The organism is Variovorax ureilyticus (genome assembly GCF_037889935.1).
Classification (GTDB): domain Bacteria; phylum Pseudomonadota; class Gammaproteobacteria; order Burkholderiales; family Burkholderiaceae_C; genus Variovorax; species Variovorax ureilyticus.
This window is the reverse complement of sequence record NZ_JBBKZU010000001.1, coordinates 735,845-759,329: the sequence shown is the minus strand read 5'-3', so window position 1 is coordinate 759,329 and position 23,485 is coordinate 735,845. Positions and strand designations below refer to the sequence as shown.

Here is a 23,485-nt window from a genome sequence, read left to right as displayed (position 1 = left end):
TTCAGGGTTGGTAGCCGGATTTCTGGACCACGGGCGCCCATTGCGCGCGGTAGGCCTTGAGCATGGCGGCCGTCTGCTCCTGCGTGCTGACGACCGGCGTCATCAGTGCGTCCTTGAAGCGGCGCTGCGTGTCGGGGTCCTGCATCACCGCGTGGATGTCCTTCGACAGCCGCGCGACTTTCTCGCGCGGCATGGTGGCCGGCGCGAAGAACGCGTTGAAGCCGGTCGCGACGAGGTCGAGGCCGGATTCCTTGAAGGTCGGGATCTCCGGCGCGAAGGGCGAGCGCCTGGCGCCCGACACGGCGAGGATGCGGATCTTGCCGGCCTGGTGCTGCGGAAGGTCGACGTCGAAGGTGTCGAAGGCGATCGGCACCTGGCCGCCCACCAGGTCGGTCAAGAGCGGGCCGGAGCCGCGGTAGCCGACCACCTGCGCCTGCACGTTCGCCTTCTCGCCCATCATCAGGCCGAAGAAGTGCGGCAGGCTGCCGGTCGCGGGCACGCCGAAGTTCGACTTCTCGGGATTGGCGCGCATCCACGCGATCAGGTGCGACAACTCGCGCACCGGCACGGCGGTCGAGACGGCGAGCGCGAACTCGTAGTCGTTGACATGCGACACGGGCACGAAGTCGCGCTCCGCGTCGTAGCCGTTGTCCTTGAAGACCAGCGGCGCGACCACCATCACGGCGGGGTTGGCGACCATCAGCACGTTCTGCCCGGCCGGCGTGGCCTTGACCTGCTGCGCCGCGAGGCGTCCGCCCGCGCCGGCCTTGTTGTCCACGATCACCGGCACGCCGACCTTGGCCTGCAGCTTGTCCGCCACGATGCGCGCCACGCGGTCGGTGGCGCCTCCGGCTGCGTAGCCGACCACGATGTGCAGCGGCCCGCCTTCGAGCGTCTGGGCCTGCGCGGCGAGACCCGTCGCGGCCAACACCAGCGTGCCCGCAATGCGCGAAATCAACTGAATAGACATGAAAACCCTTTCGTAAGTAATGCGCACCACTCGCCAACAGCTGTCCGTCTCAAAGCCAGGAACCCCGCGGAACCGGCTTGGCCGGTCCGCCGGGGTTGCCCCCGGAGAGGGGGTGCCAGAGCCACACGAAGTGGGCGAGGCTGGGGGTGAGCTAGTCACTGGCCTGGAAGTTCACGGCCTTCATGATCACGGCCCAGCGGGCAGTGTCTTCGCGCATTGTCTTCAGAAGCGTGTTCGCGTCGTCGTTGACGGCATACATCCCGTTCTGCAGCAGCTGCTGCCGCACCTCGCGCGAATTGACCGCGCGAGTGAACTCGGCGCGCAGCTTGTCGACGATCGGCTGTGGCGTCTTCGCGGGCGCATAGAAGGCGAACCACGCCGTTGCGACCACGTCCTTCAGGCCCGCTTCCACGAAGGTCGGAAGATCGGGCATCAGCGGCGAGCGCTTCTCGCCACTCGTCGCGAGCACCTTCACGCGGCCGCCGGACTGCATCTGCAGCGCGCCGCCGACGGTGTCGAAATACACCGGGATCTGCCCACCCATCACGTCCTGCCGCGCCGGCGTGGAGCCCCGGTACGGCACGTGCACCATCTTGAGCCCCGCCGAGCGATTGAGCATCTCGCCGAGGAAGTGTGATGGCGTGCCCGCGCCGTACGAGCCGAAGCTGACCTTGTCGCCTTGCGCCTTGGCCCAGGTGATGAACTCGGCCAGCGTGTTGGCCGGCACGTCCTTGCTCACCACCAGCGCGAGCTCGAAGCGTGCCGCGTTGATGATCGGCACGAAGTCCCTGATCGGGTCGTAGGAGAGCTTCGGGTAGGCACTCGGGTACATCGTCATCATGCTGGCGGTGCCCAGCAGCAGCGTGCGTCCGTCGGGCGCCGCGTGTTTCACCGCCTCCACCGCGATGCGGCCCGAAGCGCCGGAACGGTTGTCGACGATCAGCGGGCCGAGCGAGTCGCGCACTTCCTGCACGATGGCGCGCGTCAGCACGTCCTGCGTGCCGCCGGCCGGCACGCCGATCAGCACCCTGATCGGCTGGCCGGGCGTGAAGGCCGTTTCGGCACCTGCGAGCGGGGAAAGTGCCAGGGCGCAGAGGCCGGCGATCAGGCTTCGGCGGTCGAGGTCGGTGCGGGGCATGAAAGTCTCCTGGAATGTGTTCGTGCAGCGGGCCTTCGAGGCGACCCTGCCTTGGATGACTTTAGAGTTGCGGCATTCGATTGATCAAATCAACCATTCTCCGGACTAACCCCAGATGACCCCGACGCCAGCATCGCGCCGACCCCTCGACGACCTGCTGCTTTACCGGCTGTCGCGCCTGCTGTCGGTCGCGGGCAGCATGGTCATCAGGATCTGCGAGGGCCGCTTCGGCATCACGCGGCGCGAGTGGCGCCTGATCGCCACGCTGGCGAGCCATGGCGAGCTGAGTTCATCCGGGCTCGCGGAGCATGCGCAGCTCGACCGCGCCCGCACCTCGAAGGCGGTCGGCTCGCTGGTGACGAAGGGCCTGATCGCGCGCTCGCACCCGGCGGGCGACCGGCGGCAGGTGCTGCTGTGCCTCACCGAGCGCGGCCGCGGTGTGTACGACGAACTGTTCCCGCTGGTGACCCGCATCAACGCCGAACTGCTTGGCGCGCTGGACTCGGACGCCGTGATGCAACTGCACGAGTCGCTCGCGCGCCTGCAACGGCATGCCGAGCAGATGGTCGCCGAGGCCGTGCTGCCCAAGGCGGATCGCCGGCGCCGCGGCGCGAAAGGGGATTGAGCGCCGGCCGGCGCTCGCATCGCTTCAGGCCGGCTTCGCCTCGCCGGTCCCGCCGTCGATCCGCACCTTCGGCAGGCACTGCGGGTACTCGCGCTGCATGAAGTCGATGAGCCCTTCGCGCACCGTGCAACGCAGGTCGAAGGCGAGCGATGACGACGCGGCCGTGCAGAGCACGCGGATCTGCATCGTGCGCTCGGTCGCGTCGGTCACGCGCAGGTTGAAGAAGCGGCCGTCCCATTCGGGCGCGGCCTTGACGATGCGCTCCACTTCCTCGCGCAGGGGCGCGAGCGGCATGCCGTAGTCGGCGTAGACGAAGACCGAGCCCAGCAGCTGCGAGTCGTGGCGCGTCCAGTTCTGGAAGGGCTTCTCGATGAAGTAGCTCAGCGGCAGGATCAGCCGCCGGTCGTCCCAGATCCGGAGGACCACGAAAGTGCCGGTGATCTCTTCGACGCGGCCCCATTCGCCCTCGACCACCAGCACGTCGTCCATGCGGATCGGCTGCGCGAGCGCGATCTGCAGTCCCGCGATGAGGTTGCTGAATACCGGCTTGGCCGCGAGACCGGCCACGATGCCGATCACCCCGGCGGATGCGAGCAGGCTCGCGCCCACCTGCCGCGCGCCGGGAAAGGTCATGAGCATGAAGGCGCCGCCCGCCACCACCAGCACCGCATTGGCCGTGCGCGCCAGCACGCGCGTCTGCGTGAGCACGCGCCGCGCATGCAGGTTGTCGGTCACGTCATACGGGTTCTGCTTGACGATGCCATCGGCCAGGCCATTGACCGCCTGGATCAGCAGCCACGTGGAGACCGCGATCAGGGCCAGGCCGTTGAAATGGCGGATCTTGTCGATGAGGTACAGGTCGTCGGGCGAGGCCTGCCACACCAGTTCCATCGCGGCCAGCGGCAGCAGGAACAGGGCCGGTCGGCGGATGTGGGCCAGGATCGAATTCAGCACCGGCATCGAACGGGTCACGCGCCGCAGGACGAAGCCACCGAGGGCGTGGACGAGCAGCGCCAGCGTCGCCGCGACGATCGCGGCGACGATCGGACCGACCCAGGGGTGGTCGAGCACTTCCTTGATCATCGGACCGTCCCGGTCTGCGTAGGCGCTTCGGTCCCGGTCTCGGCAAGCGATTGCAGGATGCGCGACGCGTCATCGCGCAACTGGGCGGCAATGCCCGTCGCCATGTCGAGCCGGCGCAGCAGCCAGGGCGTGATGTCGTTGTTGAAGGGATCGGGCAGCGAGAACGGGCCGGCGATGGTGGTCGCGGGCGGGCTCTCGGGCATCGCGGGGCCGCCGGTCGGCGCGCTTCCGATGGCTGCCTCGATGCGCTGGATGGTGCGGGCCAGCGGCCCTTCGATGTCGGCCACGGTGAGGCGGTCGCGCCGCAGCACCAGCATCGACTTGACCGCGCTCAACTGTGCGAGCAGCTGGTAACTGTGCGCCTGCAGGTGCTCGAGCGGCTCCAGCGGCGGGCGCACCGCGCGCGGCTCCGAAAGCGAGCGCTGGGTGGCCTGCACCAGCGCGGAAAGGCTGTCGAAGGCCTCGCGCCGGGCGAGGCGCCAGTCGAGTTCGGGCGTGGCGTCGACCGAGCGGAACTGCCCCAGCCCGAGCGCCAGGCGCGCATGCCGCGCCTGCGCCTTGAGCGTGCGTGCGACCAGCGCCGGGATCTGCCCCCGTTCCCACGACGGCAGCACGTAGCAGAACGCCCATGCGAGCGCAGCGCCGATCAGCGTATCGGCCACGCGCTCGAACAGCGCGAACGCGGTGCTCACGCCCGTATTGAGCATGTGGGCCTGCACCAGCCCGAGCACCGTGGCCGCGACGGCGGTGATGAGGTAGCGGCGGACCGCGAAGCCGTGCGCGATGGCCTGCGCGAGCGTCATGCCGATCAGCAGGGCCAGCGGCGAGAGATGGGCCGACAGCAGGCCGACCGCGAACACGCAGCCCAGCAGGGTGCCGGCGACCCGGCTGTTGCGCCGCTCCAGCGTCTGCGAGAGGCTGCCCCGCAGCACCACCACGATGGTCAGCAGGATCCAGTAGTCGTGCGATCCCCAGGGCATGGCGAGCGCGACGCCGTAGCCGGCGGCGATCGCGAGCGTGGCGCGGATCGCATGGCGCAGCGGCGGGGCATCCCAGTTCCACAGCGCCAGGAAGGGGCGAAGCGACCAATCGGTGGGGCTCACGAACACCTGCCAGCTCGCGCGCACCACCGCGAGATCGGGCTCGCGGTCGCCCCGTGCGAGTGCCGACAGCCGCAGCACTTCGTCGTTGATGTGGCCGATCCGATTGGCGAGCCCGCGCGCGAGCATGGCCGGCGTGGGGCCGGTGTAGCTGCCGGGGGCGGCGTCTTCCTGCAGTCGGATGGCCGCGAGGCGCGGGCGCCGGTCGACCATTGCGTCGGGCTTGCGCACCAGCAGCAGCGCATCCGCCAGCGCCGTCGTGTCCTCGGCCAGCCCCTGAAGGATGTCGCGCATCTCGGTGAGCGCGGGCGCGTGGTCGGGATGCGTCTTGAGTGCGTCGAGATCCAGCTCGCTCGCCAGCAGCAGGTCGCGAAGTTCGAGCACCGTCACCAGCATCCCGGCCAGCTGCTGACGGCGCGGGGTGCGCGGCGATTCGAGCACGATGTCGCGCGCCGCCTGCAACTGGTCGGCCAGCGCGGCCTGTTCCCGCAGGAGCTGGCCGAGCAGCGACGGCGGTATCTCGCGTATGTCGCCGGATTCGTCGATCGGCATGAACTGGCGGGCCTCGGTGCGCATCAGCGCGGCCAGCGAGAGCAGCAGGTCGGCCGTCACCTGCACGCGGTAGCGTGCGTTGAGCACCGAATTGGCGATGACCGCATAGACCACGTAGAGCCCGGCGCCGAGGCCGAAGTACATCGTGCGCTGCATCGCTTCCGCCATGCCGGTCGGCGTGGGCGTGGCCATCGAGAAGATCATGGAGAACATGACCGCGATGGCGATCGGAATGCCGCGCTTGCCCCAGGCCATCGCGAGGAACGCCAGAAAGGTCGCCGGCACCAGCAGCAGCCCCAGCTGCAGCGGCGCCGCATGCAGGTTCTGGACCATGAAGAAGAGCGGCAGCCCGATCAGCGGCGCCGGCAGCATCTGGAAGAACTTGCCGCGCCGCGGCGCCGCGAGGTCCGGCGGCGCCGTCACGATGACGCCGACCGATGCGGCCGAGGCCGCGAGCGCGCCGAGCGCGAGATGCACGCCCCCGGAAATCAGCAAGAGGCCGAAGGCGACCGCGATCCCGTTGAGTACGTAGTGGCTGAGTGCCACGCGCAAGGCAGCGCGGCCCCGCTGGGTGGCCGCGCGCTGCGATGGCATCACCGGGCCGGCGCGTCGCCCTCGCTGGGCGCCGCAGGGGCGTCACGGCGGACGCGGGTCAGCTTGCGGGGCTGCGGCGCGGCCTCGGCGGGGGCTGCAGGCGCCTCGTCCTCGGCCTTTTCCTCCGACAAGCCGACCGTGCTGCGCGCGTAGAGGTCGGCGTGCGAACGCGAAGGATCGACAGCGCGGATGCGGTCGCTGGCGCGCAGCTTGTCGTCGACGTTCGCGAATTTCGAGTATTGGGAGAGCAGCGGCACGATCTGGCCGTAGATGCGCGGCGCGCCCGCGAGGCATTCGCGCTGCTCGAGGAAGTCGGGCTCGCCGGTGAAGTTGCCGATCAGGCCGCCGGCCTCGGTGACGAGCAGCGAACCCGCCGCCACGTCCCAGATGTTGAGGCCGGTCTCGAAGAAGGCATCGCTGAAGCCGGCCGCCACGTAGGCGAGGTCGAGCGCGGCGGCGCCGGGGCGGCGCAGGCCGGCGGCGCGCGGCATCAGGTCGGCCATGATGGCCAGGTACTGCTTGAAGTTGTCGCCCGTGCGGAAGGGGAAGCCCGTGGAGATCAGGCATTCGGCGAGCCGGGTGCGCTTGCTCACGCGGATGCGGCGCTCGTTCATGAAGGCGCCGCGGCCCTTGGTGGCGGTGAAGAGGTCGTTGCGCGTCGGGTCGTAGACCACGGCCTGCTCGATCTTGCCGCGCACCGACAGCGCGATCGAGACGCAATAGACCGGGAAGCCGTGGATGAAGTTGGTGGTGCCGTCGAGCGGATCGATGATCCAGACGTAGTCCGAATCCCTGGCGCCATGCTGGGTGCCCGATTCTTCGGCGAGGATGCCGTGCCCCGGATAGGCGGTGAGCAGCGTTTCGATGATCGCGTGCTCGCTCGCGTGATCGACTTCGGTCACGAAGTCGTTGACCTGCTTCTGGGAGATGCGCACGGCTTCGATATCGAGCGCGGCGCGATTGATGATGGCGCCGGCGGCGCGGGCGGCCTTGATGGCCACGTTGAGCATGGGGTGCAGGTTCGGGGACGACATGAATTGTGCGAAGAACGGAACGGGAGCGACGACGACGTTTGCATGTGGCCCCCTGGAATGCGGCCCGGCGATGCGGGCGGCGAGAATCGGGGGATTTTACCGGCTCCGCGCTTCCGTGCCTCCATGCGTACCCGATTCATCCTGATCCAGACCAGCCACGCCGGCAACGTCGGCGCCGCCGCGCGCGCCATGAAGACCATGGGCTTCGACGACCTGGTGCTGGTCGCGCCGCGCTGGGCCAACGTGCTGCGGCGCGAGGAAACCATCCAGCGTGCGAGCGGTGCGCTCGACGTGCTGGCGAATGCGCGCATCGTCGACACGCTCGACGAGGCGCTCGACGGTGTGACGCATCTCTGTGCCACTGCAATGATCCCGCGCGACTTCGGCCCGCCCACGCGGACCCCGCGCGAACACCTCGAACCGCTGTCGAAGGGAGAGGCGCAGCATGTTGCCTTCCTCTTTGGCTCCGAGCGCTTCGGCATGCGCAACGAGGATGTCTACCGCTGCAACGTCGCACTGAGCATCCCGACCGATCCGCAGTTCGGCTCGCTCAATCTCGGCGCGGCGATCCAGGTGATCGCCTATGAATGGCGGCAGGCGCTGGGCGGCTTCGCGGTGCGTGACGCGACCGCGCCGGTGCGCGCGGCCGATGCGCAGGCGGTGGCGGGCATGCTGGACCATTGGGAACGCGCGCTCGTGCAGATCGGATTCCTCGACCCGCAGGCGCCCAAGAAGCTCATGCCGCGGCTGCAGCAGCTTTTCAACCGGGCGCAGCCCACGCAGGAGGAAATCCACATCCTGCGCGGGATCGCCAAGGCCATGGCGGACGCCGCCAAGGGCGGTGGAGGCGGCGGACCCGGCAAAACCCCATCCGCCGTGCGTAAAGAGCCGGGGTAATAGACTGCCTGCCCCATATCGATATAACAACAACCGATGTTCTCCCGGCTGCGTTCCGACATCCAGTGCATCCTCGACCGCGACCCGGCGGCCCGGTCGCGCTGGGAAGTCCTGACCCTGTATCCCGGCTTGCATGCGGTCGTGCTGCACCGATTCGCGCACTGGTTCTGGACCCACGGCTTCAAGTGGGTCGGTCGCTTCGTCTCCCAGTTCTCGCGCTGGTTCACCGGCATCGAGATCCATCCCGGCGCGATCGTCGGCGAGCGCGTGTTCTTCGACCACGCGATGGGCGTGGTGGTCGGCGAAACCGCCGAGATCGGCGACGGCTGCACGATCTACCAGGGCGTGACGCTGGGCGGCACCTCGCTCTACAAGGGCACCAAGCGGCACCCCACGCTGGGCCGCAACGTGGTGGTGAGCGCCGGCGCGAAGGTGCTGGGCGGCTTCACGGTGGGCGACGGCGCCAAGATCGGCAGCAATGCGGTGGTGATCAAGCCCGTGCCGGCCGGCGCGACCGCCGTGGGCATCCCGGCGCGGATCATTCCTTCCAAGGCGGGGGAGAGCGCCGACGTCACCCAACCCGCGGCCGCGAAGTTCTCGGCCTACGGCGTCACGCTGGAGGACGACCCCTTGAGCCAGGCGATGAAGGGGCTCATCGACCACACCGCGAGCCAGGAGCACCAGATCGCGCTGCTCTGGCAGGCGCTCGAATCGCTGTCGAAGCAGCCGGGCAAGAAGGACTGCGTGCCCTGCGACGCGGCGAAGGACGAGTCCTTCGAGGCAGAGAAGCTGACCCAGTTGATCGGCAAGTGATCCGGGCGATGATCGGGCCCTCGCGTCCCGACATCGAAGCAGCCCGGACATGAACCTGCGATTCGTCGAAGCCTTTCACTGGGCGGTTGCGCTCAAGAGCGTCACCCGCGCCGCGGAGAAACTGCACCTCACCCAGTCGGCGCTTTCCAGCCGCATCGCGGCGCTGGAGCGCGAACTCGGCGTGCTGCTGCTCGACCGGCGCGACAAGCAGTTCCGCCTCACCGTGGCGGGCCAGCGCTTCCATGCCTTCGCGCAGCGGCTGCTGGAGATGCAGATGCACATCAAGGCCGAGATGGGCTCGGGCACCGCGCGCGAGACGGTGCTCCGCGTCGGCGCCATCGAATCGGTGGTGCACAGCTGGCTCACCGGGTGGCTGCAGCACATGCGCGAGACCTATCCCGACTTCGAGCTCGAACTCACCGTCGAAACCACGCCCGTGCTGGTCGACCAACTCCAGCGCGGCAAGCTGGATCTCGTGTTCGCCGCGCTGCCGGCCGCCGGTGATGGCGTGCGCACCCGTGCCGTGCCCGCGATGCCGATGTGCTTCGTCGGCCACCGCGAACTGCACGTGCGTCGGCGCTACCGGATGGCGGACCTGCTCTCGTTCGACCTGCTGACCTTCCAGCGCGGTTCGCAGCCGCATGTGGCGCTGCTCGAATTCTTCCGGGAGGCGGGCTATCCCGCGCCGAGGGTGCACGCGATCTCCTCGATCTCCGCGATGGCGCAGCTCGTCGAGGCCGGGTTCGGCGTCGCGACCCTGCCGCGTGCGGTGGTGGAGCCTCTGGCGCGCAGGCTTCCGCTTCGCGCGTTGCCTTGCGATGCCACCCTGGAGCCGCTGCCCATCTATGCGAGCTATCGGGAGGACCCTTCGTCTCCCTTGCTGGAGGCGGCGCTGGGCTCCGCCGTGGTGCACGCTTCGCACCGGTCGGGCTCATCGAAAAAATCGATGACCTGAGCAAGAAACTTTGCGTTGGCGTTCGAGGCGGCGGATTCCCAAAATCCGCCCTCATGCAACACCCTGAAGTCCTCCACGAAATAGTCGACGGCGCGAGCAGCGCGCTCGACGTTCGACTCGCCGCCCGCAGCGGCGCACTCAGCAGCCACACCAGCGGCCTGGCGAGCGCCCATGTGCAGGGCAACCTCGTGGTCCTGCCGCAGGCGCACGCGGGCGACTTCCTGCGCTTCTGCCAGGCCAATCCCAAGCCTTGTCCGCTGCTGGGCGTCTCGGAAGTGGGCGACCCGTCGTTGCCCGCGCTCGGCAAGGACATCGACATCCGTGCGGACCTGCCGCGCTACCGGGTGTGGCGCCACGGCGAACTGATCGACGAGCCCTGCGACGTTCGCGCGCTGTGGACCGACGACATGGTCAGCTTCGTCATCGGCTGCTCGTTCACGTTCGAGCATGCGCTGCTGGCCGAGGGGATCGCCTTGCGCCATGTCTCGCAGGGGCGCAACGTCGCCATGTACCGCACGAACATCCAGACGGCGCGCGCCGGGGTGTTTCACGGACCGATGGTGGTCTCGATGCGCCCGCTGCGCGCGGCCGACGCGATTCGCGCCGTCCAGATCACCTCGCGCTTTCCGGCGGTGCATGGCGCGCCGGTCCACATCGGCGATCCGGCATGGATCGGCATCCGTTCGATCGGCTGCCCGGACTATGGCGAGGCCGTCGAACTGATGCCCGATGAACTGCCCGTCTTCTGGGCCTGCGGCGTCACGCCCCAGGCTGCGCTGGCTGCCGCGCGCCTGCCGTTCGCGATCACGCATGCACCAGGGGCGATGCTCGTCACCGACCTGCTGCACCACCGCCTCGCGGCGTTCTGAACGCCTTCTTTCATTCGCATCCATCCAAAAAGGAGACAACATCATGAAGAACACGCTCGGTGCCGATGAGCTGGCCGATGCGAGTCCGTCGCAAGGCAGCTGGCTGACCACGCTCGACCGCAACGAGAAACGCGCGCTGGCGGCTTCGTTCAGCGGCTATGCGGTCGATGCCTTCGACTACTACACCTTGCCGCTGGTCACGCCGATCCTTCTCTCGCTATGGGGCATGAGCAAGACCGAGGTAGGGCTGATCGGCACCTCCACGCTCGTGGCCTCCGCGATCGGCGGCTGGATGGCCGGGGTGCTCGCCGATCGCTACGGCCGGGTGCGCGTGCTCCAGCTCACGATCCTGGTGTTCGCGATCTTCACCTTCGCCTGCGGCCTGGCGCGCTCGCCGCAGGAACTGCTCATCGCCCGGACCCTGCAGGGCCTCGGCTTCGGCGGGGAATGGGCCGTGGGCTCGGTGCTGATCGCCGAGATGATCCGGCCTGCCTACCGCGGCAAGGCCGTCGGACTGGTGCAGAGCAGCTGGGCCATCGGATGGGGTGCGGCCGTGCTGGTGTCGATAGCGCTGTTCTCCCTGCTGCCGCCGGAGGTCTCGTGGCGGGTGATGTTCCTGCTCGGCCTGCTGCCGGCACTGCTGATCGTCTTCATCCGCCGCTCGCTGCACGAACCCGAGGTCTACATGCAGACGCGCGCCGCCGTGGCCCGGGGCGAACGCAACGGCAACTTCCTTGCGATCTTCAAGCCCGGCATCCTCGGCACCACCGTGCTCGCGAGCCTGATGTTCACCGGCATGCAGGGCGGCTACTACGCGATCGGCGTCTGGCTGCCGACCTTCCTGAAGAACGAGCGGCACCTCACCGTGCTGGGTTCGGGCGGCTACCAGTTCATGTTCATCGTGGGCGCCTTTGCCGGCTACCTGTGCGGTGCCTATCTGTCCGACCGGCTGGGGCGCAAGCTTGCCTTCATCCTCTTTGCAATCGGCGCCGGATCGCTCGTCTATGCCTACACGCTGCTGCCGATCACCGACAGCGTCATGCTCGTGCTCGGCTTTCCGCTCGGCTTCTTCATGTCGGGCATCTTCAGCGGCTCCGGCGCTTTCCTGGCGGAGCTGTTCCCCAACGAGCTGCGCGGCTCGGGGCAGGGCTTTTGCTACAACTTCGGACGCGGTATCGGCGCCACCTTCCCGGCGGTCGTGGGGCTCCTGAGCGACCGCACCAGCCTCTCACTGGGCTCTGCGATCGGCATCTGCGCAGCCGTCGCCTATGCGATCGTGATCGTCATGGCCCTGTGCCTTCCCGAGACCCGCGGAAGGAAGTTCTAGCTCACCCCCAGGCTCGATAGCCAAGCTCACCCCCAGGCTCGCGCACTTCGTGTCGCTCTCCACCCCCTTCAGGGGGCACCACCGGCGGCCCGGCAGAGCCGGTTCCGCGGTGGTCCTGGAAAGGGTGGCGTTGCGGCGTGGCTCGTTCAATTCCCCTCTATCTCTTTCATCATGAATATGCAGACTTCTTTCTCCTCCCGCTGGCAGTTCTGGATCGACCGGGGCGGCACGTTCACCGATCTCGTGGGGCGCGATCCCGGAGGGCGGCTGCATACGCTCAAGCTGCTGTCGGAGAACCCGGAGCAGTACCGCGATGCGGCGGTCGAGGGCATCCGGCGGCTGCTCGGTCTTGCGGCCGGCGAGGCCATCACGCCGGAGCGAGTCGAGTGCGTGAAGATGGGCACCACCGTGGCCACCAACGCGCTGCTGGAGCGCAAGGGTGAGCCGACGGTGCTCGTCACGACCACCGGCTTTCGCGATGCACTGCGTATCGCCACCCAGGCGAGGCCGCGCCTGTTCGACCGCCGCATCGTGCTGCCGGAGCTGCTCTACCAGCGCGTGATCGAGGCCGACGAGCGCATCGATGCGCAGGGCGGCATCGTGCAGCCGCTCGACGAGGCGGCGCTGCGCACCGCGCTGCAGGGCGCATTCGACGAGGGCCTGCGCGCCTGCGCCATCGTCTTCATGCACGGCTGGCGCTACACGTCGCACGAGCTGGCGGCCGAGCGCATTGCCCGCGAGATCGGCTTCACGCAGGTGTCGGTGTCGCACAAGACCAGCCCGCTCATGAAGCTGGTGCCGCGCGGCGACACCACCGTGGTCGATGCGTACCTGAGTCCGATCCTGCGGCGCTATGTGGACCAGGTGTCGCAGCAGATGCCGGGCGTTCCGCTCTTCTTCATGCAGAGTTCGGGCGGATTGACGCAGGCCAGCCGCTTCCAGGGCAAGGATGCGATTCTCTCGGGGCCCGCGGGCGGCATCGTCGGCATGGTGCGGACCGCGCTCGATGCCGGCCATCCGCGCGTGATCGGCTTCGATATGGGCGGCACGTCGACCGACGTGTCGCATTACGCGGGCGAGTTCGAGCGCTCCTTCGAGACGCAGGTGGCGGGCGTGCGCATGCGCGCGCCCATGATGAGCATCCACACCGTCGCGGCCGGCGGCGGCTCGGTGATCGGCTTCGATGGCGCGAGGCTGCGCGTGGGGCCTGAATCGGCCGGCGCCAACCCTGGTCCCGCGAGCTATCGCCGCGGCGGACCGCTGACCACGACCGATGCCAATGTCATGCTCGGCAAGCTGCAGCCGGCGCACTTCCCGCATGTGTTCGGCCCTGGGGCAGACGAGCCGCTCGATCTCGCTGCGGTTCAGCGTGGCTTCTCGGAGATGGCCGGGCTGATGTCACAGGCCACCGGCCGCACGGTCAGCGCCGAACAGGTGGCCAGCGGCGCGCTGCGGATCGCGGTCGAAAGCATGGCCAACGCAGTCAAGCGCATCTCGGTCGCGCGGGGATACGACGTGACCCAGTACACGCTTCAGTGCTTCGGCGGCGCGGGGGGCCAGCATGCCTGCCTCGTGGCCGATGCGCTGGGCATGCGCAGCGTCTACCTGCATCCGTTCGCGGGCGTGCTTTCCGCGTTCGGCATGGGTCTGGCCGATCAGCTCGCGATGCGCGAGATGGCGCTCGAACGCCGGCTCGACGCCGAGGGCCTGTCGGCCGCGCGCGAAGCGGCGACGTCGCTGGCTTCGCGGGCGGTGGAAGAACTGCGAGGGCAGGGGGTGGCGCGCGGCGGCATCGAGGTCGTGCATCGCGTGCAACTGAGATACGACGGCACCGACACCGCGCTGCCTTGCATGCTGCCCATGGGGTCGGATCCCGCCGCGGCCATTGCGGCGCTGCGCGACGAATTCGAGCAGGCCTATCGCCGCCGCTTCGCCTTCCTGATGGATGGTCGCGCGCTGGTGATCGAGGCGGTGTCGGTCGAGGCGATCGGTGCGGGCGAGCGACCGGGTGGCGGTGCGCCGGCTGCGCCGGCCGCGCCCCATGCGCCGGAACCCCTTGCGACGGTGCGCATGTACTGCGAGGCGGACGAGCAGCCCGCCGGATGGCGCGATGCGACCCTGCACGACGAGGGTGCATTGGCCGCGGGTGCCGTGATCGACGGCCCGGCGATCCTCGCAGGCCGCAACGCCACCACCGTGGTCGAGCCCGGCTGGCAGGCGCGGGCCTCGGAATCCGGCGTGTTGCTGCACCGCGTGCGGCCGCGCATCGCCGGGCAGTCGGTGGGCACCAGCGCCGATCCGGTGATGCTGGAGGTGTTCAACAACCTCTTCATGAACATCGCGGAGCAGATGGGCCTGCGGCTGCAGAACACCGCCTACTCGGTGAACATCAAGGAGCGCCTGGACTTCTCGTGCGCGGTGTTCGACGTGCAGGGCAACCTCATCGCCAACGCGCCGCACATGCCGGTGCACCTGGGTTCGATGAGCGAGTCGATCAGGACCGTCATCGACCGCAATCCGTCCATGGCACCCGGCGACGTGTATGTGCTCAACGACCCCTACCACGGCGGTACGCACCTGCCCGACATCACGGTGGTGACGCCGGTCTATCTCGACGCGGGCGATGCGCGCCCCTCCTTCTACGTCGCCTCGCGCGGTCACCACGCCGACGTGGGCGGCACCACGCCGGGCTCGATGCCGCCGTTCTCGAAGACGATCGAGGAAGAGGGCGTGCTGATCGACAACTTCAAGCTGGTCGATGGAGGCCGGCTGCGCGAGGCCGAACTCCGGTCATTGCTCGCGAGCGGGCCGCACCCTTCGCGCAACCTCGAGCAGAACCTGGCCGACCTGCGTGCGCAGATCGCCGCGAACGAGAAGGGCGTGCAGGAACTGCAGGCCATGGTCGCCCAGTTCGGCCGCGACACCGTCGCCGCCTACATGGGCCATGTGCAGGACAACGCCGAGGAGTCGGTGCGCCGCGTGATCACCGCGCTGAAGGACGGCGAGTACGCGCTGCCGCTCGACAACGGGGCCTGCATCCGCGTGCGGGTGAAGGTCGATGCCGCTGCGCGCTCCGCAACGGTGGACTTCACCGGCACCAGCGCGCAGTTGCCCAACAACTTCAACGCGCCGGGCGCGATCACCATGGCGGCAGTGCTCTACGTGTTCCGCACGCTGGTGGACGACGACATTCCGCTCAACGCGGGCTGCCTCAAGCCCATCGAGGTGATCGTGCCCCCGGGATGCATGCTCAACCCGCTGCCCCCTGCGGCGGTGGTGGCTGGCAACGTCGAGACGTCGAGCTGCGTGACCAATGCGCTCTACGGTGCGCTCGGCGTCATGGCGGCGAGCCAGTGCACGATGAACAACTTCACCTTCGGCGATGGGGATCATCAGTACTACGAGACGATTTCCGGCGGCTCGGGCGCCGGGCCGGGCTTCGACGGCACGAGCGTGGTGCAGACCCACATGACCAACTCGCGCCTGACCGACCCCGAAGTACTGGAGTTCCGCTTTCCCGTGCGGCTCGAGAGCTACAGCCTGCGGGCCGGTTCGGGCGGTGCGGGCCGCTGGAGCGGCGGCGACGGCGGTGTGCGGCGGGTGCGCTTCCTGGCGGAGATGACCGCCTCGATCCTGAGCAACGGCCGGCACGAAGGCGCATTCGGAGGCAACGGGGGATCGGCTGGCGCGGTGGGCATCAACCGCGTCGAGCGCGCGGACGGAACGGTCGAGGCGCTGGACCACATCGGGCAGGTACGCATGCGACCCGGCGACGTGTTCGTGATCGAGACCCCGGGAGGTGGCGGCTGGGGCGAGGTCGGGGACGCCCAGGCGTGACAATGAAAAAGGCGCCCTGGGGCGCCTTTTTTCATGTGCGGGCCTTACATGCCCACGTAGTTCGGCCCGCCGCCGCCTTCGGGCGTGACCCACACGATGTTCTGTGTCGGATCCTTGATGTCGCAGGTCTTGCAGTGCACGCAGTTCTGCGCGTTGATCTGCAGGCGTTCCTTGCCGCTCGATTCGTCCGGCACGAACTCGTAGACGCCGGCCGGGCAGTAGCGGCCCTCGGGGCCGGCGTACTCCGGCAGGTTGATCTGCGTCGGCACGGCCGCGTTCTTCAGCGTCAGGTGCGCGGGCTGGTTCTCTTCGTGGTTGGTGTTGCTGATGAACACCGAGGAGAGCCGGTCGAAGGTCAGCTTGCCATCGGGCTTGGGGTAATTGATCTTCTTCGAGGCCGAGGCGCGCTTGAGCCGTTCGTTGTCAGGCTGGTTGCGGTGGATGGTCCATGGCACATGGCCGCGCAGCAGGAACTGCTCGATGCCGGTCATGATCGTGCCGACCGCGATGCCCTTCTTGAACCACTGCTTGAAGTTGCGTGCCTTCTTGAGTTCGGTGTGCAGCCAGCTGCGCTCGAAGGCGGCCGGGTAGCCGGTGAGTTCGTCGTGCTGGCGGCCGGCCATCACGGCGTCGTAGGCGGCTTCGGCGGCGAGCATGCCGGTCTTGATGGCGGCGTGGCTGCCCTTGATGCGGCTCGCGTTGAGGTAACCCGCGTCGCAGCCGACCAGCGCGCCGCCCGGGAAGATCGTCTTCGGCAGCGAGAGCAGGCCGCCGGCGGTGATCGCGCGTGCGCCGTAGCTCAGGCGCTTGGGCGCCTTCAGGCCCTTGTCCTGGCCTTCGAAGTACCAGCGGATGTTGGGGTGCGTCTTGAAGCGCTGGAATTCCTCGAACGGGCTCAGGTACGGGTTCTGGTAGTCGAGGCCGACCACGAAGCCGACGACCACCTGGTTGTTCTCCGCGTGATAGAGGAACGAGCCGCCGTAGGTGTCCGACGGCAGCGGCCAGCCGGCGGTGTGCACCGCGAGACCCGGCTCGTGGCGCGCGGGGTCGATTTCCCAGAGTTCCTTGATGCCGATGCCGTAGCTCTGCGGGTCCTTGCCTTCGTCGAGCTCGTACTTCGCGATGAGCTGGCGGCCCAGGTGACCGCGCGCGCCTTCGGCAAAGATCGTGTACTTGCCCAGCAGCTCCATGCCGAGCTGGAAGTTCTCGGTGGGCTCGCCGTCCTTGCCGATCCCCATGTTGCCGGTGGCGACGCCGCGCACCTTGCCGTCCTCGGTGTAGAGCACTTCGGCCGCCGGGAAGCCAGGGAAGATCTCGACGCCGAGCGCCTCGGCCTGCTGCGCCAGCCAGCGCACCACATTGCCGAGGCTGACGATGTAGTTGCCCTCGTTGTGGAAGTTGTGGGGCAGCATGAAATTGGGGGTGCGCGTGGCGCCCGTCTCGGTCAGCATCAGGAAGGTGTCCTGCGTGACCGGCTGGTTCAGCGGTGCGCCCATCTCTTCCCAGTCGGGAAGGAGCTCGTACAGCGCACGCGGGTCCATGATCGCCCCCGAGAGGATGTGCGCGCCGGGCTCGGACCCTTTCTCGAGCACGACGACCGAGATCTCCTTGCCATGCGACGCGGCGAGCTGCTTCAGCCGGATGGCGGTCGAGAGGCCCGCGGGGCCCGCGCCTACGACCACCACGTCGTATTCCATGGATTCGCGGGGGCCGAACTGGGCAAGTATTTCGTCGTTCGTCATGTGGGTCTCGTCGATAATGATCTGGGGGTGCGAGGCACCGCTGCGGCCGGGCCATTTTATGCGGCGGTTGAGCGGTTCCCGAGCCGTCGCGTTGGCGACTCCCAGAGGATCTCTCCATGGCGTACAGCATCGATCTATCCGGCAGGGTGGCTTTCGTCACCGGCGCGTCGAGCGGCCTCGGCGCGCAGTTCTCCAAGGCGCTGGCGCGCGCCGGGGCAGCGGTGGTTCTCGCAAGCCGCAGCACCGACCGGCTCAAGGAGCTTCGCGCCCGCATCGAAGGCGAGGGCGGCGATGCCCACGTGGTGGAGCTCGACGTGACCGACCAGGACAGCATCAAGGCCGCCGTGGCCCGCGCCGAAACCGAGGTCGGGCCGATCGACATCCTGGTCAACAACTCCGGCGTCAGCACCACGCAGCGCCTGCAAGAGGCCTCGGTCGAGGACTACGACTTCATCTTCGACACCAACGTCAAGGGCTCCTTCTTCGTGGCGCAGGAGATCGGCAAGCGGATGCTCGCGCGTGCCAGGGGCGCTGCGCCGGGCACCTACATCGGCGGGCGGATCATCAACATCGCCTCGGTCGCGGCGCTGAAGGTGCTGCCGCAGATCGGCGTCTACTGCATGAGCAAGGCGGCCGTGGTGCAGATGACCAAGGCGATGGCGCTCGAATGGGGCCGCTTCGGCATCAACGTCAACGCGCTGTGCCCGGGGTACATCGCGACCGAACTCAACGAGGAGCACTGGGTCACCGACGGCGGGCAGAAGCTCGTGGGCATGCTGCCGCGCAAGCGCGTCGGCAAGCCGGAGGATCTCGACGGGCTCATCGTGCTGCTCGCCAGCGGCGAGAGCCACTTTGTGAACGGCGCGGTCATCGCGGCGGACGACGGCTTCGCGCTCTAGACAAGGATCACTGATGCGGATCGAAATCCCCGAGAAGAAGAAGCTCGTCTACGAAACGTCCATCCCCATCCGCTGGGGCGACATGGATGCGATGGGGCATCTCAACAACACCACCTATTTCCGTTACCTGGAAATCGCTCGCATCGACTGGATGCACTCGCTCGGCCACGAGCCGATGCCGGAAGGCCAGGGCATCGTGATCGTCAATGCGTTCTGCAACTTCTACCGGCAGATCGAATACCCGGGCGACGTGCTGCTGAAGATGTACGTGAGCGACCCCGGCCGCACCACCTTCGAAAGCTGGGCCACGATGGCGCGCGCCGATGCGCCCGACGTGATCTGCGCAGCGGGCGGCGCCACGACGATCTGGATCGACGTCGCCAGGCAGAAGGCGCTGACGCTGCCTGACTGGCTGCGGGAACTGGCGACGGTGTAGCCCGCCTCGTCAGGCCGGCCGCAGCACGATCCGCGCTTCGAAGCCGGTCGCCGCGCCCGGCGGCGGCGAGACCAGGTCGAGGTGGCCGCCGAGCTTCTCGACGATGGTGTTCACGATCGACAACCCGAGTCCGTAGCCTGCATGGTCCGAGACGTGGCGCACGTGGCGCTGCTGCAGCGTGTGCAACTCCTCGGGGCTCACGCCCGGCCCGAAATCGCGCACCGCGAGCGTGCAGGGCGGCATCACTTCGATCGAGACGCGGCCCTTGCCGTAGCGCAGGGCGTTTTCCACCAGGTTGCGCAAGGCGATGGCCAGCGAATCGACGTCGCCGAGGGCGATCGGCGGCTCGCTGTCGGGCACCTTGAGCTTCAGGCGCTCGTTCACACGCGGGTCCTGCCAGAACTCCTGCGCGACGGTGCCCGCGAGCTGCACGAGGTCGATCCGCGCGCGCGTCAGCGAAGCGCCGGATTCGGCCCGCGAGAGCTGCAGCAGCTTTTCGGTGCGGTGGCCGAGCACCTGAAGCGCCTCGATCGCGGCCACCACTTCCTCGCGCTTGAGGTCGTGTTCGAGCGCGGTCTGCAGCCGCAGCCGGGCCGCGGCGAGCGGCGTGCGCAACTCGTGGGCGGCATTCGCGGCAAGCGCGCGTTCGACGTCGAGCGAATGCGACAGCCGCTCCAGCAGCTGGTTCACATGGTCGCCGACCGATCGCAGCTCCTTGGGCAGGCCCGGCAGGCGGATCGGGCGCAGGTCGGTCACGCTGCGCTGTTCGATCTCGGCGGCGAGCGCCTGCAGCCCGCGAAGCTCGCTGCGCGCGACATTGCGCAGCACCAGCGCGAGCAGCGGCAGCACCGCGACCAGCGGAATGATGAGACCGAGCAAGGTCCGATTGAGGGCGGAGCGGCGCTCGTCGAGCGGGTCGGCCACCTGGAAGTACAGGTTGCGCGTGGGGTGATGCACGGTATAGATCCGCCACGGCTCCGCGTTCGCGAAGCCGGGCGCCAGCGGCACGTCGAACGAGGTGTCGGCCGCCTCGGCCGAGCGCAGCAGGATGTGCTCGCCCGGATCGACCACCTGGTAGATCACGGCGTCCGACGAGAAGAGTTGCGGCCGGGCGATCAGGGGCTTGGGCGCATCCGGGCGGGTGGCCTGCAGCTTGTCCAGCTCGATCAGCGCCATGTCGAACATCCGGTGCGAGACCTCGATGAGCTCGTTGTCGAAGTTGTGGTTGATCTCGCGGTCCACATACCAGACGACGCCGAGCACGCACAGAACCCAGACCCCGCCGACCCACACGATCAGGGTGCGCGTCAGCCGGCCGGCGAGCGAATCGCGCTTGTCGAATGGCTCGGCCGTGATCAGGCGCAGCAAACCGCGGCTCATTCGTCCTCGTCTTCGGGGCTGAACGACAGGCGGTAGCCGAGTCCGCGCAGCGTCTGGATGTGGCTGCGGCCGAGTTTGCGGCGCAAGCGGCTGATGAACACTTCGAGCGTGTTGCTGTCGGCTTCGTCGCCGAAGCCGTAGAGCGCATCGGCGAGGTTCTCTCGCGTGTGGATGCGGTCGGGCCGGGTCGCCATCACCCGCAGCAGCGCCCATTCCTTCTGGGTGAGCGTGACCGGGATGCCGTCCTTGCGCACCAGGTCGCGCGCGAGGTCGATCTCCAGCTTGCCCAGTTGAAGCACCGGCGAACTGCTGGCGCTGCGCCGCCGCTCGACCGCCCGCAGTCGAGCGAGCAGTTCCGCCGGGTCGTAGGGCTTGATCAGGTAGTCGTCCGCGCCCGCGTCCAGCCCGCGGATGCGGTCGGTCACCTGGTCGCGGGCGGTCAGCACGATCACGATCGGCCGGTCGCGCAGCGCACGCACGCTCGGCAGGAGCGACAGACCGTCCCCGTCGCCCAGATGCAGATCCAGCAGGACCGCGGCGTATTGCACCGCGGCGAGCGCCGCGCGCGCTTCCGCGATGCTGGGTGCGACATCGACCACGAAGGCCTTGGCCACGAGATAGCTGCAGAGCGCGTTCGCGAGGGCGGCGTCATCTTCGACCAGCAATATGCGCACCTCGGCCGTCCTTTCCTTGTGACAAAAGCGGGAGTCTAGTGCCAGCGCCCGCCGGTGCGGGCCGAGCGCCGGAGGGGGAATGTCACGCGCATTGGCTGCGCAAGCTGAATGGAACCTGATTGAAACATTCAGCGATCTTTCAGTCCTGATTCCTAGCCTTGCAGGATGTTCGGCCTCCGTGCGCATTCCGCCTCTCTTTCGCCTGGTCTCGCCGCACCGGGCTGCGCGGAAGATCCACAGCCGGCGCCCACGCCATGGCGAGCACTGGGCGACTGGTTCGCTCGTCCGCGTTCGGCGCGCAGCGTCGTCATCGGGCTGAGCCTCTATCTCGCCGTGGCCGCGAACTGGCCGCTCTGGAACGAACTGGCGCGGATCGGCGGCGCGCCCAGCGTGTATCTGCCGGTGACCGGGCTGATGTTTCTGCTGCTGGTCTGCGGCCTGGTCGCGATGCTCTCGTTCACCGCCTGGACGCGATGGATGAAGCCGCTGTGGTTCGTTGTGGTCATGCTCGCCGCGGTGGTGCAGCACTACATGCTGACCTACCACGCGGTGATGGACCCGACGATGATGACCAATGCCCTGCAGACGGATGCGAGCGAGGTGCAGGACCTCCTGAGCTGGCGCCTGCTGTTCAATGTGCTGTGGGTCGTGGCGCTGCCGGCCTGGGGACTCTGGCTCGTGCGCCTCGTTCCTGCACCGCCGTTGTCGCAGCTCTGGCGCAATCTCGTGCTGCTGACGATCGTGGCTGCCGTCGCTGGCGCCGCGGCCTTCGCGATGAACCGGCAGCTTGCACCGCTGATGCGCAACAACGTCCATCTGCGCTACATGATGAACCCGCTCGCGAGCATCTACTCGACGACCGCTGTGGTGGTCAAACCGATGCTCGGCCATGGGCGCAGACTGATTCCGGTGACCGGCGGCACCGTGCTGGGTGCCAGCTACGCGAACCAGGCAAGGCCGCCGCTCTTCGTGCTGGTCGTGGGCAAGACCGCACGCGCCGATCACTTCGGGCTCAACGGCTATGCGCGCAACACGACGCCGGAACTCGCCGCGCGGCACGTGCTGAGCTTTCGCGACGTCCGCTCCTGCGGCACCAACACGCTGGCTTCGGTGCCCTGCATGTTCTCGCCGCTCAGCAAGGAGGCATTCGAGGCGCGCGAGGATGATTTCGAGAACCTGATGGATGTGCTGCAGGCCTCGGGCCTTGCGGTGTTCTGGCTCGACAACCAGGCCGGCGGGTGCAAGGGCGTATGCGACCGCGTGCCGCACGCGTCGGCCTTCGACCAGCTGGACCCGGCGCTCAGGAGCGCGCTGTGCGAGGCCGACGAGTGCCTCGACGAGGTGATGCTGCGCGGCCTGGACGAGCGCATCGCCGCGCTGCCCGCCGAGCGCCGCCGCAAGGGCATCGTGCTCGTGATGCATCAGATGGGAAGCAACGGCCCGGCCTACTACAAGCGCTCGTCGGCGGATCTGAAGCACTTCAAGCCCGAGTGCCGAACGAATGCGCTGGCGGAGTGCACCCACTCCGAGCTGATCAACGGCTACGACAACTCGATCGCGTACACCGACCGATTCCTTGGCAAGACCATCGACTGGCTCGAGGGGAAATCCGGGACATTCGATCCGTCGCTGCTCTACGTGAGCGACCACGGCGAGTCGCTCGGCGAGTACGGCCTGTTCCTGCATGGTCTGCCCTACGGCTTCGCGCCCGATGTGCAGAAGCGCGTACCCATGGTCGCCTGGTTCGGCGACGGCATGATCGAGCGCGACAAGCTCTCGCGCGCATGCATGGAATCCGGGCTCGACAAGCCGCTCACGCACGACAACCTCTATCACATCGTCCTGGGTCTGCTGGACGTGCGGACGCCGACCTACCTTCCTTCGCTCGATGCGCTGGCGGGTTGCCGCAGCCCGGCGGCCGCTGCGAGCGGCTGATCTCCGAGCCCTGGCGGCGGGCTGCTGCTATTTCTTGTCGCGCGGCAATCGCCCGAGCAGGTAGAACTCCGGATTCGGCAGCATCCCGCTGAAGCTCGCCATGCGATTGGAGAGCCCGAAGAACGCTGTGATCGCCGCGATGTCCCAGATGTCCTCGTCGCTGAAGCCATGGGCATGCAGCGGCGGGAAATCGCCTTCGTCGATCTCGTGCGAACGCTCGCACACCTTCATCGCGAATTCGAGCATCGCGCGCTGCCTGGCCGTGATGTCGGCCTTGCGCCAGTTGACGGCCACCTGGTCGGCCACGAGCGGCTTCTTCTCGTAGATGCGCAGCAGCGCGCCATGCGCGACGACGCAATAGAGGCACTGGTTGGCCGCGCTGGTGGCCGTCACGATCATCTCGCGGTCGCCCTTGGTGAGCGAGCCTTCTTCCTTCAGCATCAGCGCGTCGTGGTAGGCGAAGAAGGCGCGCCATTCAGCGGGCCGCCGGGCGAGCGCGAGGAACACGTTGGGCACGAAGCCGGCCTTCTCCTGCACTTCGAGCACCGCGGCGCGGATGTCGTCGGGCAGGTCCTTGATCTCGGTGAGGGGATAGCGCTCGGTCATGGGATCTCCTGATGAATCG

19 protein-coding genes are annotated in these 23,485 nt (G+C 68.1%); 10 read left to right on the top strand and 9 right to left on the bottom strand.

Annotated elements, in window-relative coordinates:
- Nucleotide 1: 1 nt before the first annotated feature.
- Together WKW77_RS03620 and WKW77_RS03615 are read right to left on the bottom strand one after the other, a co-directional pair.
- Nucleotides 2–970, bottom strand: coding sequence for a Bug family tripartite tricarboxylate transporter substrate binding protein (locus WKW77_RS03620; protein WP_340355439.1), 969 nt, complete (start codon nucleotides 968–970; stop codon nucleotides 2–4).
- Between the two features lie 151 nt (nucleotides 971–1,121).
- Nucleotides 1,122–2,108 carry a Bug family tripartite tricarboxylate transporter substrate binding protein gene (locus WKW77_RS03615; protein ID WP_340355438.1) on the bottom strand — a complete coding sequence of 329 codons (987 nt, stop codon included), beginning with the start codon at nucleotides 2,106–2,108 and terminating at the stop codon, nucleotides 1,122–1,124.
- 115 nt (nucleotides 2,109–2,223) lie between these two features.
- Here WKW77_RS03615 and WKW77_RS03610 point away from each other — a divergent pair, with 115 nt between their 5' ends.
- Entirely contained in the window at nucleotides 2,224–2,733 is a 510-nt protein-coding gene (locus tag WKW77_RS03610) for a MarR family winged helix-turn-helix transcriptional regulator (protein WP_340355437.1), read from the top strand.
- A gap of 24 nt (nucleotides 2,734–2,757) precedes the next feature.
- On the opposite strand, the gene WKW77_RS03605 is transcribed toward WKW77_RS03610, so the two are convergent.
- Genes WKW77_RS03605 through WKW77_RS03595 form a run of 3 tightly spaced genes read right to left on the bottom strand, consistent with a single transcriptional unit; the run spans nucleotide 2,758 to nucleotide 7,096 of the window.
- Complete coding sequence (locus WKW77_RS03605) at nucleotides 2,758–3,816, bottom strand: mechanosensitive ion channel family protein (RefSeq protein WP_340355436.1); 1,059 nt, start codon at nucleotides 3,814–3,816, stop codon at nucleotides 2,758–2,760.
- Nucleotides 3,813–6,062, bottom strand: coding sequence for an FUSC family protein (locus tag WKW77_RS03600; RefSeq protein WP_340355435.1), 2,250 nt, complete (start codon nucleotides 6,060–6,062; stop codon nucleotides 3,813–3,815). The genes WKW77_RS03605 and WKW77_RS03600 overlap by 4 nt, the downstream gene beginning before the upstream one ends.
- Nucleotides 6,062–7,096, bottom strand: coding sequence for an inositol monophosphatase family protein (locus WKW77_RS03595; protein WP_340355434.1), 1,035 nt, complete (start codon nucleotides 7,094–7,096; stop codon nucleotides 6,062–6,064). The genes WKW77_RS03600 and WKW77_RS03595 overlap by 1 nt, the downstream gene beginning before the upstream one ends.
- Nucleotides 7,097–7,219: 123 nt before the next feature.
- Here WKW77_RS03595 and WKW77_RS03590 point away from each other — a divergent pair, with 123 nt between their 5' ends.
- The 6 genes from WKW77_RS03590 (at nucleotide 7,220) to WKW77_RS03565 (ending at nucleotide 15,794) form a co-directional block, all read left to right on the top strand.
- On the top strand, nucleotides 7,220–7,993 hold the full coding sequence (locus tag WKW77_RS03590; RefSeq protein WP_340355433.1) for an RNA methyltransferase: 774 nt from the start codon (nucleotides 7,220–7,222) through the stop codon (nucleotides 7,991–7,993).
- Between the two features lie 36 nt (nucleotides 7,994–8,029).
- Entirely contained in the window at nucleotides 8,030–8,806 is a 777-nt protein-coding gene (gene cysE / locus WKW77_RS03585) for a serine O-acetyltransferase (RefSeq protein WP_340355432.1), read from the top strand.
- A gap of 49 nt (nucleotides 8,807–8,855) precedes the next feature.
- Complete coding sequence (locus tag WKW77_RS03580) at nucleotides 8,856–9,761, top strand: LysR family transcriptional regulator (RefSeq protein WP_340355431.1); 906 nt, start codon at nucleotides 8,856–8,858, stop codon at nucleotides 9,759–9,761.
- 53 nt (nucleotides 9,762–9,814) lie between these two features.
- A complete protein-coding gene (locus WKW77_RS03575) occupies nucleotides 9,815–10,630 on the top strand; it encodes a putative hydro-lyase (protein ID WP_340355430.1) in 816 nt (271 codons plus the stop codon).
- Between the two features lie 43 nt (nucleotides 10,631–10,673).
- Nucleotides 10,674–11,957 carry an MFS transporter gene (locus tag WKW77_RS03570; protein WP_340355429.1) on the top strand — a complete coding sequence of 428 codons (1,284 nt, stop codon included), beginning with the start codon at nucleotides 10,674–10,676 and terminating at the stop codon, nucleotides 11,955–11,957.
- A gap of 171 nt (nucleotides 11,958–12,128) precedes the next feature.
- Nucleotides 12,129–15,794, top strand: coding sequence for a hydantoinase B/oxoprolinase family protein (locus WKW77_RS03565; protein WP_422823111.1), 3,666 nt, complete (start codon nucleotides 12,129–12,131; stop codon nucleotides 15,792–15,794).
- Between the two features lie 44 nt (nucleotides 15,795–15,838).
- On the opposite strand, the gene WKW77_RS03560 is transcribed toward WKW77_RS03565, so the two are convergent.
- Nucleotides 15,839–17,536, bottom strand: a complete 1,698-nt coding sequence (locus tag WKW77_RS03560) for an electron transfer flavoprotein-ubiquinone oxidoreductase (RefSeq protein WP_340355427.1) — start codon at nucleotides 17,534–17,536, stop codon at nucleotides 15,839–15,841.
- 116 nt (nucleotides 17,537–17,652) lie between these two features.
- Here WKW77_RS03560 and WKW77_RS03555 point away from each other — a divergent pair, with 116 nt between their 5' ends.
- Together WKW77_RS03555 and WKW77_RS03550 are read left to right on the top strand one after the other, a co-directional pair.
- Nucleotides 17,653–18,435 (top strand): SDR family oxidoreductase, encoded by a 783-nt coding sequence (locus WKW77_RS03555; protein ID WP_340355426.1) that lies wholly within the window; start codon nucleotides 17,653–17,655, stop codon nucleotides 18,433–18,435.
- 13 nt (nucleotides 18,436–18,448) lie between these two features.
- Nucleotides 18,449–18,871: an acyl-CoA thioesterase gene (locus WKW77_RS03550; protein WP_340355425.1), complete on the top strand. Its 423-nt coding sequence runs from the start codon at nucleotides 18,449–18,451 to the stop codon at nucleotides 18,869–18,871.
- A 9-nt stretch (nucleotides 18,872–18,880) separates the two neighbouring features.
- Here the strand turns inward: WKW77_RS03550 and WKW77_RS03545 are convergent, their stop codons facing one another.
- A complete protein-coding gene (locus tag WKW77_RS03545; RefSeq protein WP_340355424.1) occupies nucleotides 18,881–20,251 on the bottom strand; it encodes a sensor histidine kinase in 1,371 nt (456 codons plus the stop codon).
- Nucleotides 20,248–20,925 carry a response regulator gene (locus WKW77_RS03540; protein ID WP_340355423.1) on the bottom strand — a complete coding sequence of 226 codons (678 nt, stop codon included), beginning with the start codon at nucleotides 20,923–20,925 and terminating at the stop codon, nucleotides 20,248–20,250. The genes WKW77_RS03545 and WKW77_RS03540 overlap by 4 nt, the downstream gene beginning before the upstream one ends.
- 165 nt (nucleotides 20,926–21,090) lie before the next feature.
- On the opposite strand from WKW77_RS03540, the gene WKW77_RS03535 reads away from it, so the two are divergent.
- Nucleotides 21,091–22,860, top strand: coding sequence for a phosphoethanolamine transferase (locus tag WKW77_RS03535; protein WP_340355422.1), 1,770 nt, complete (start codon nucleotides 21,091–21,093; stop codon nucleotides 22,858–22,860).
- A gap of 27 nt (nucleotides 22,861–22,887) precedes the next feature.
- On the opposite strand, the gene WKW77_RS03530 is transcribed toward WKW77_RS03535, so the two are convergent.
- Nucleotides 22,888–23,466 carry a peroxidase-related enzyme gene (locus tag WKW77_RS03530; RefSeq protein ID WP_340355421.1) on the bottom strand — a complete coding sequence of 193 codons (579 nt, stop codon included), beginning with the start codon at nucleotides 23,464–23,466 and terminating at the stop codon, nucleotides 22,888–22,890.
- Nucleotides 23,467–23,485 lie beyond the last annotated feature (19 nt).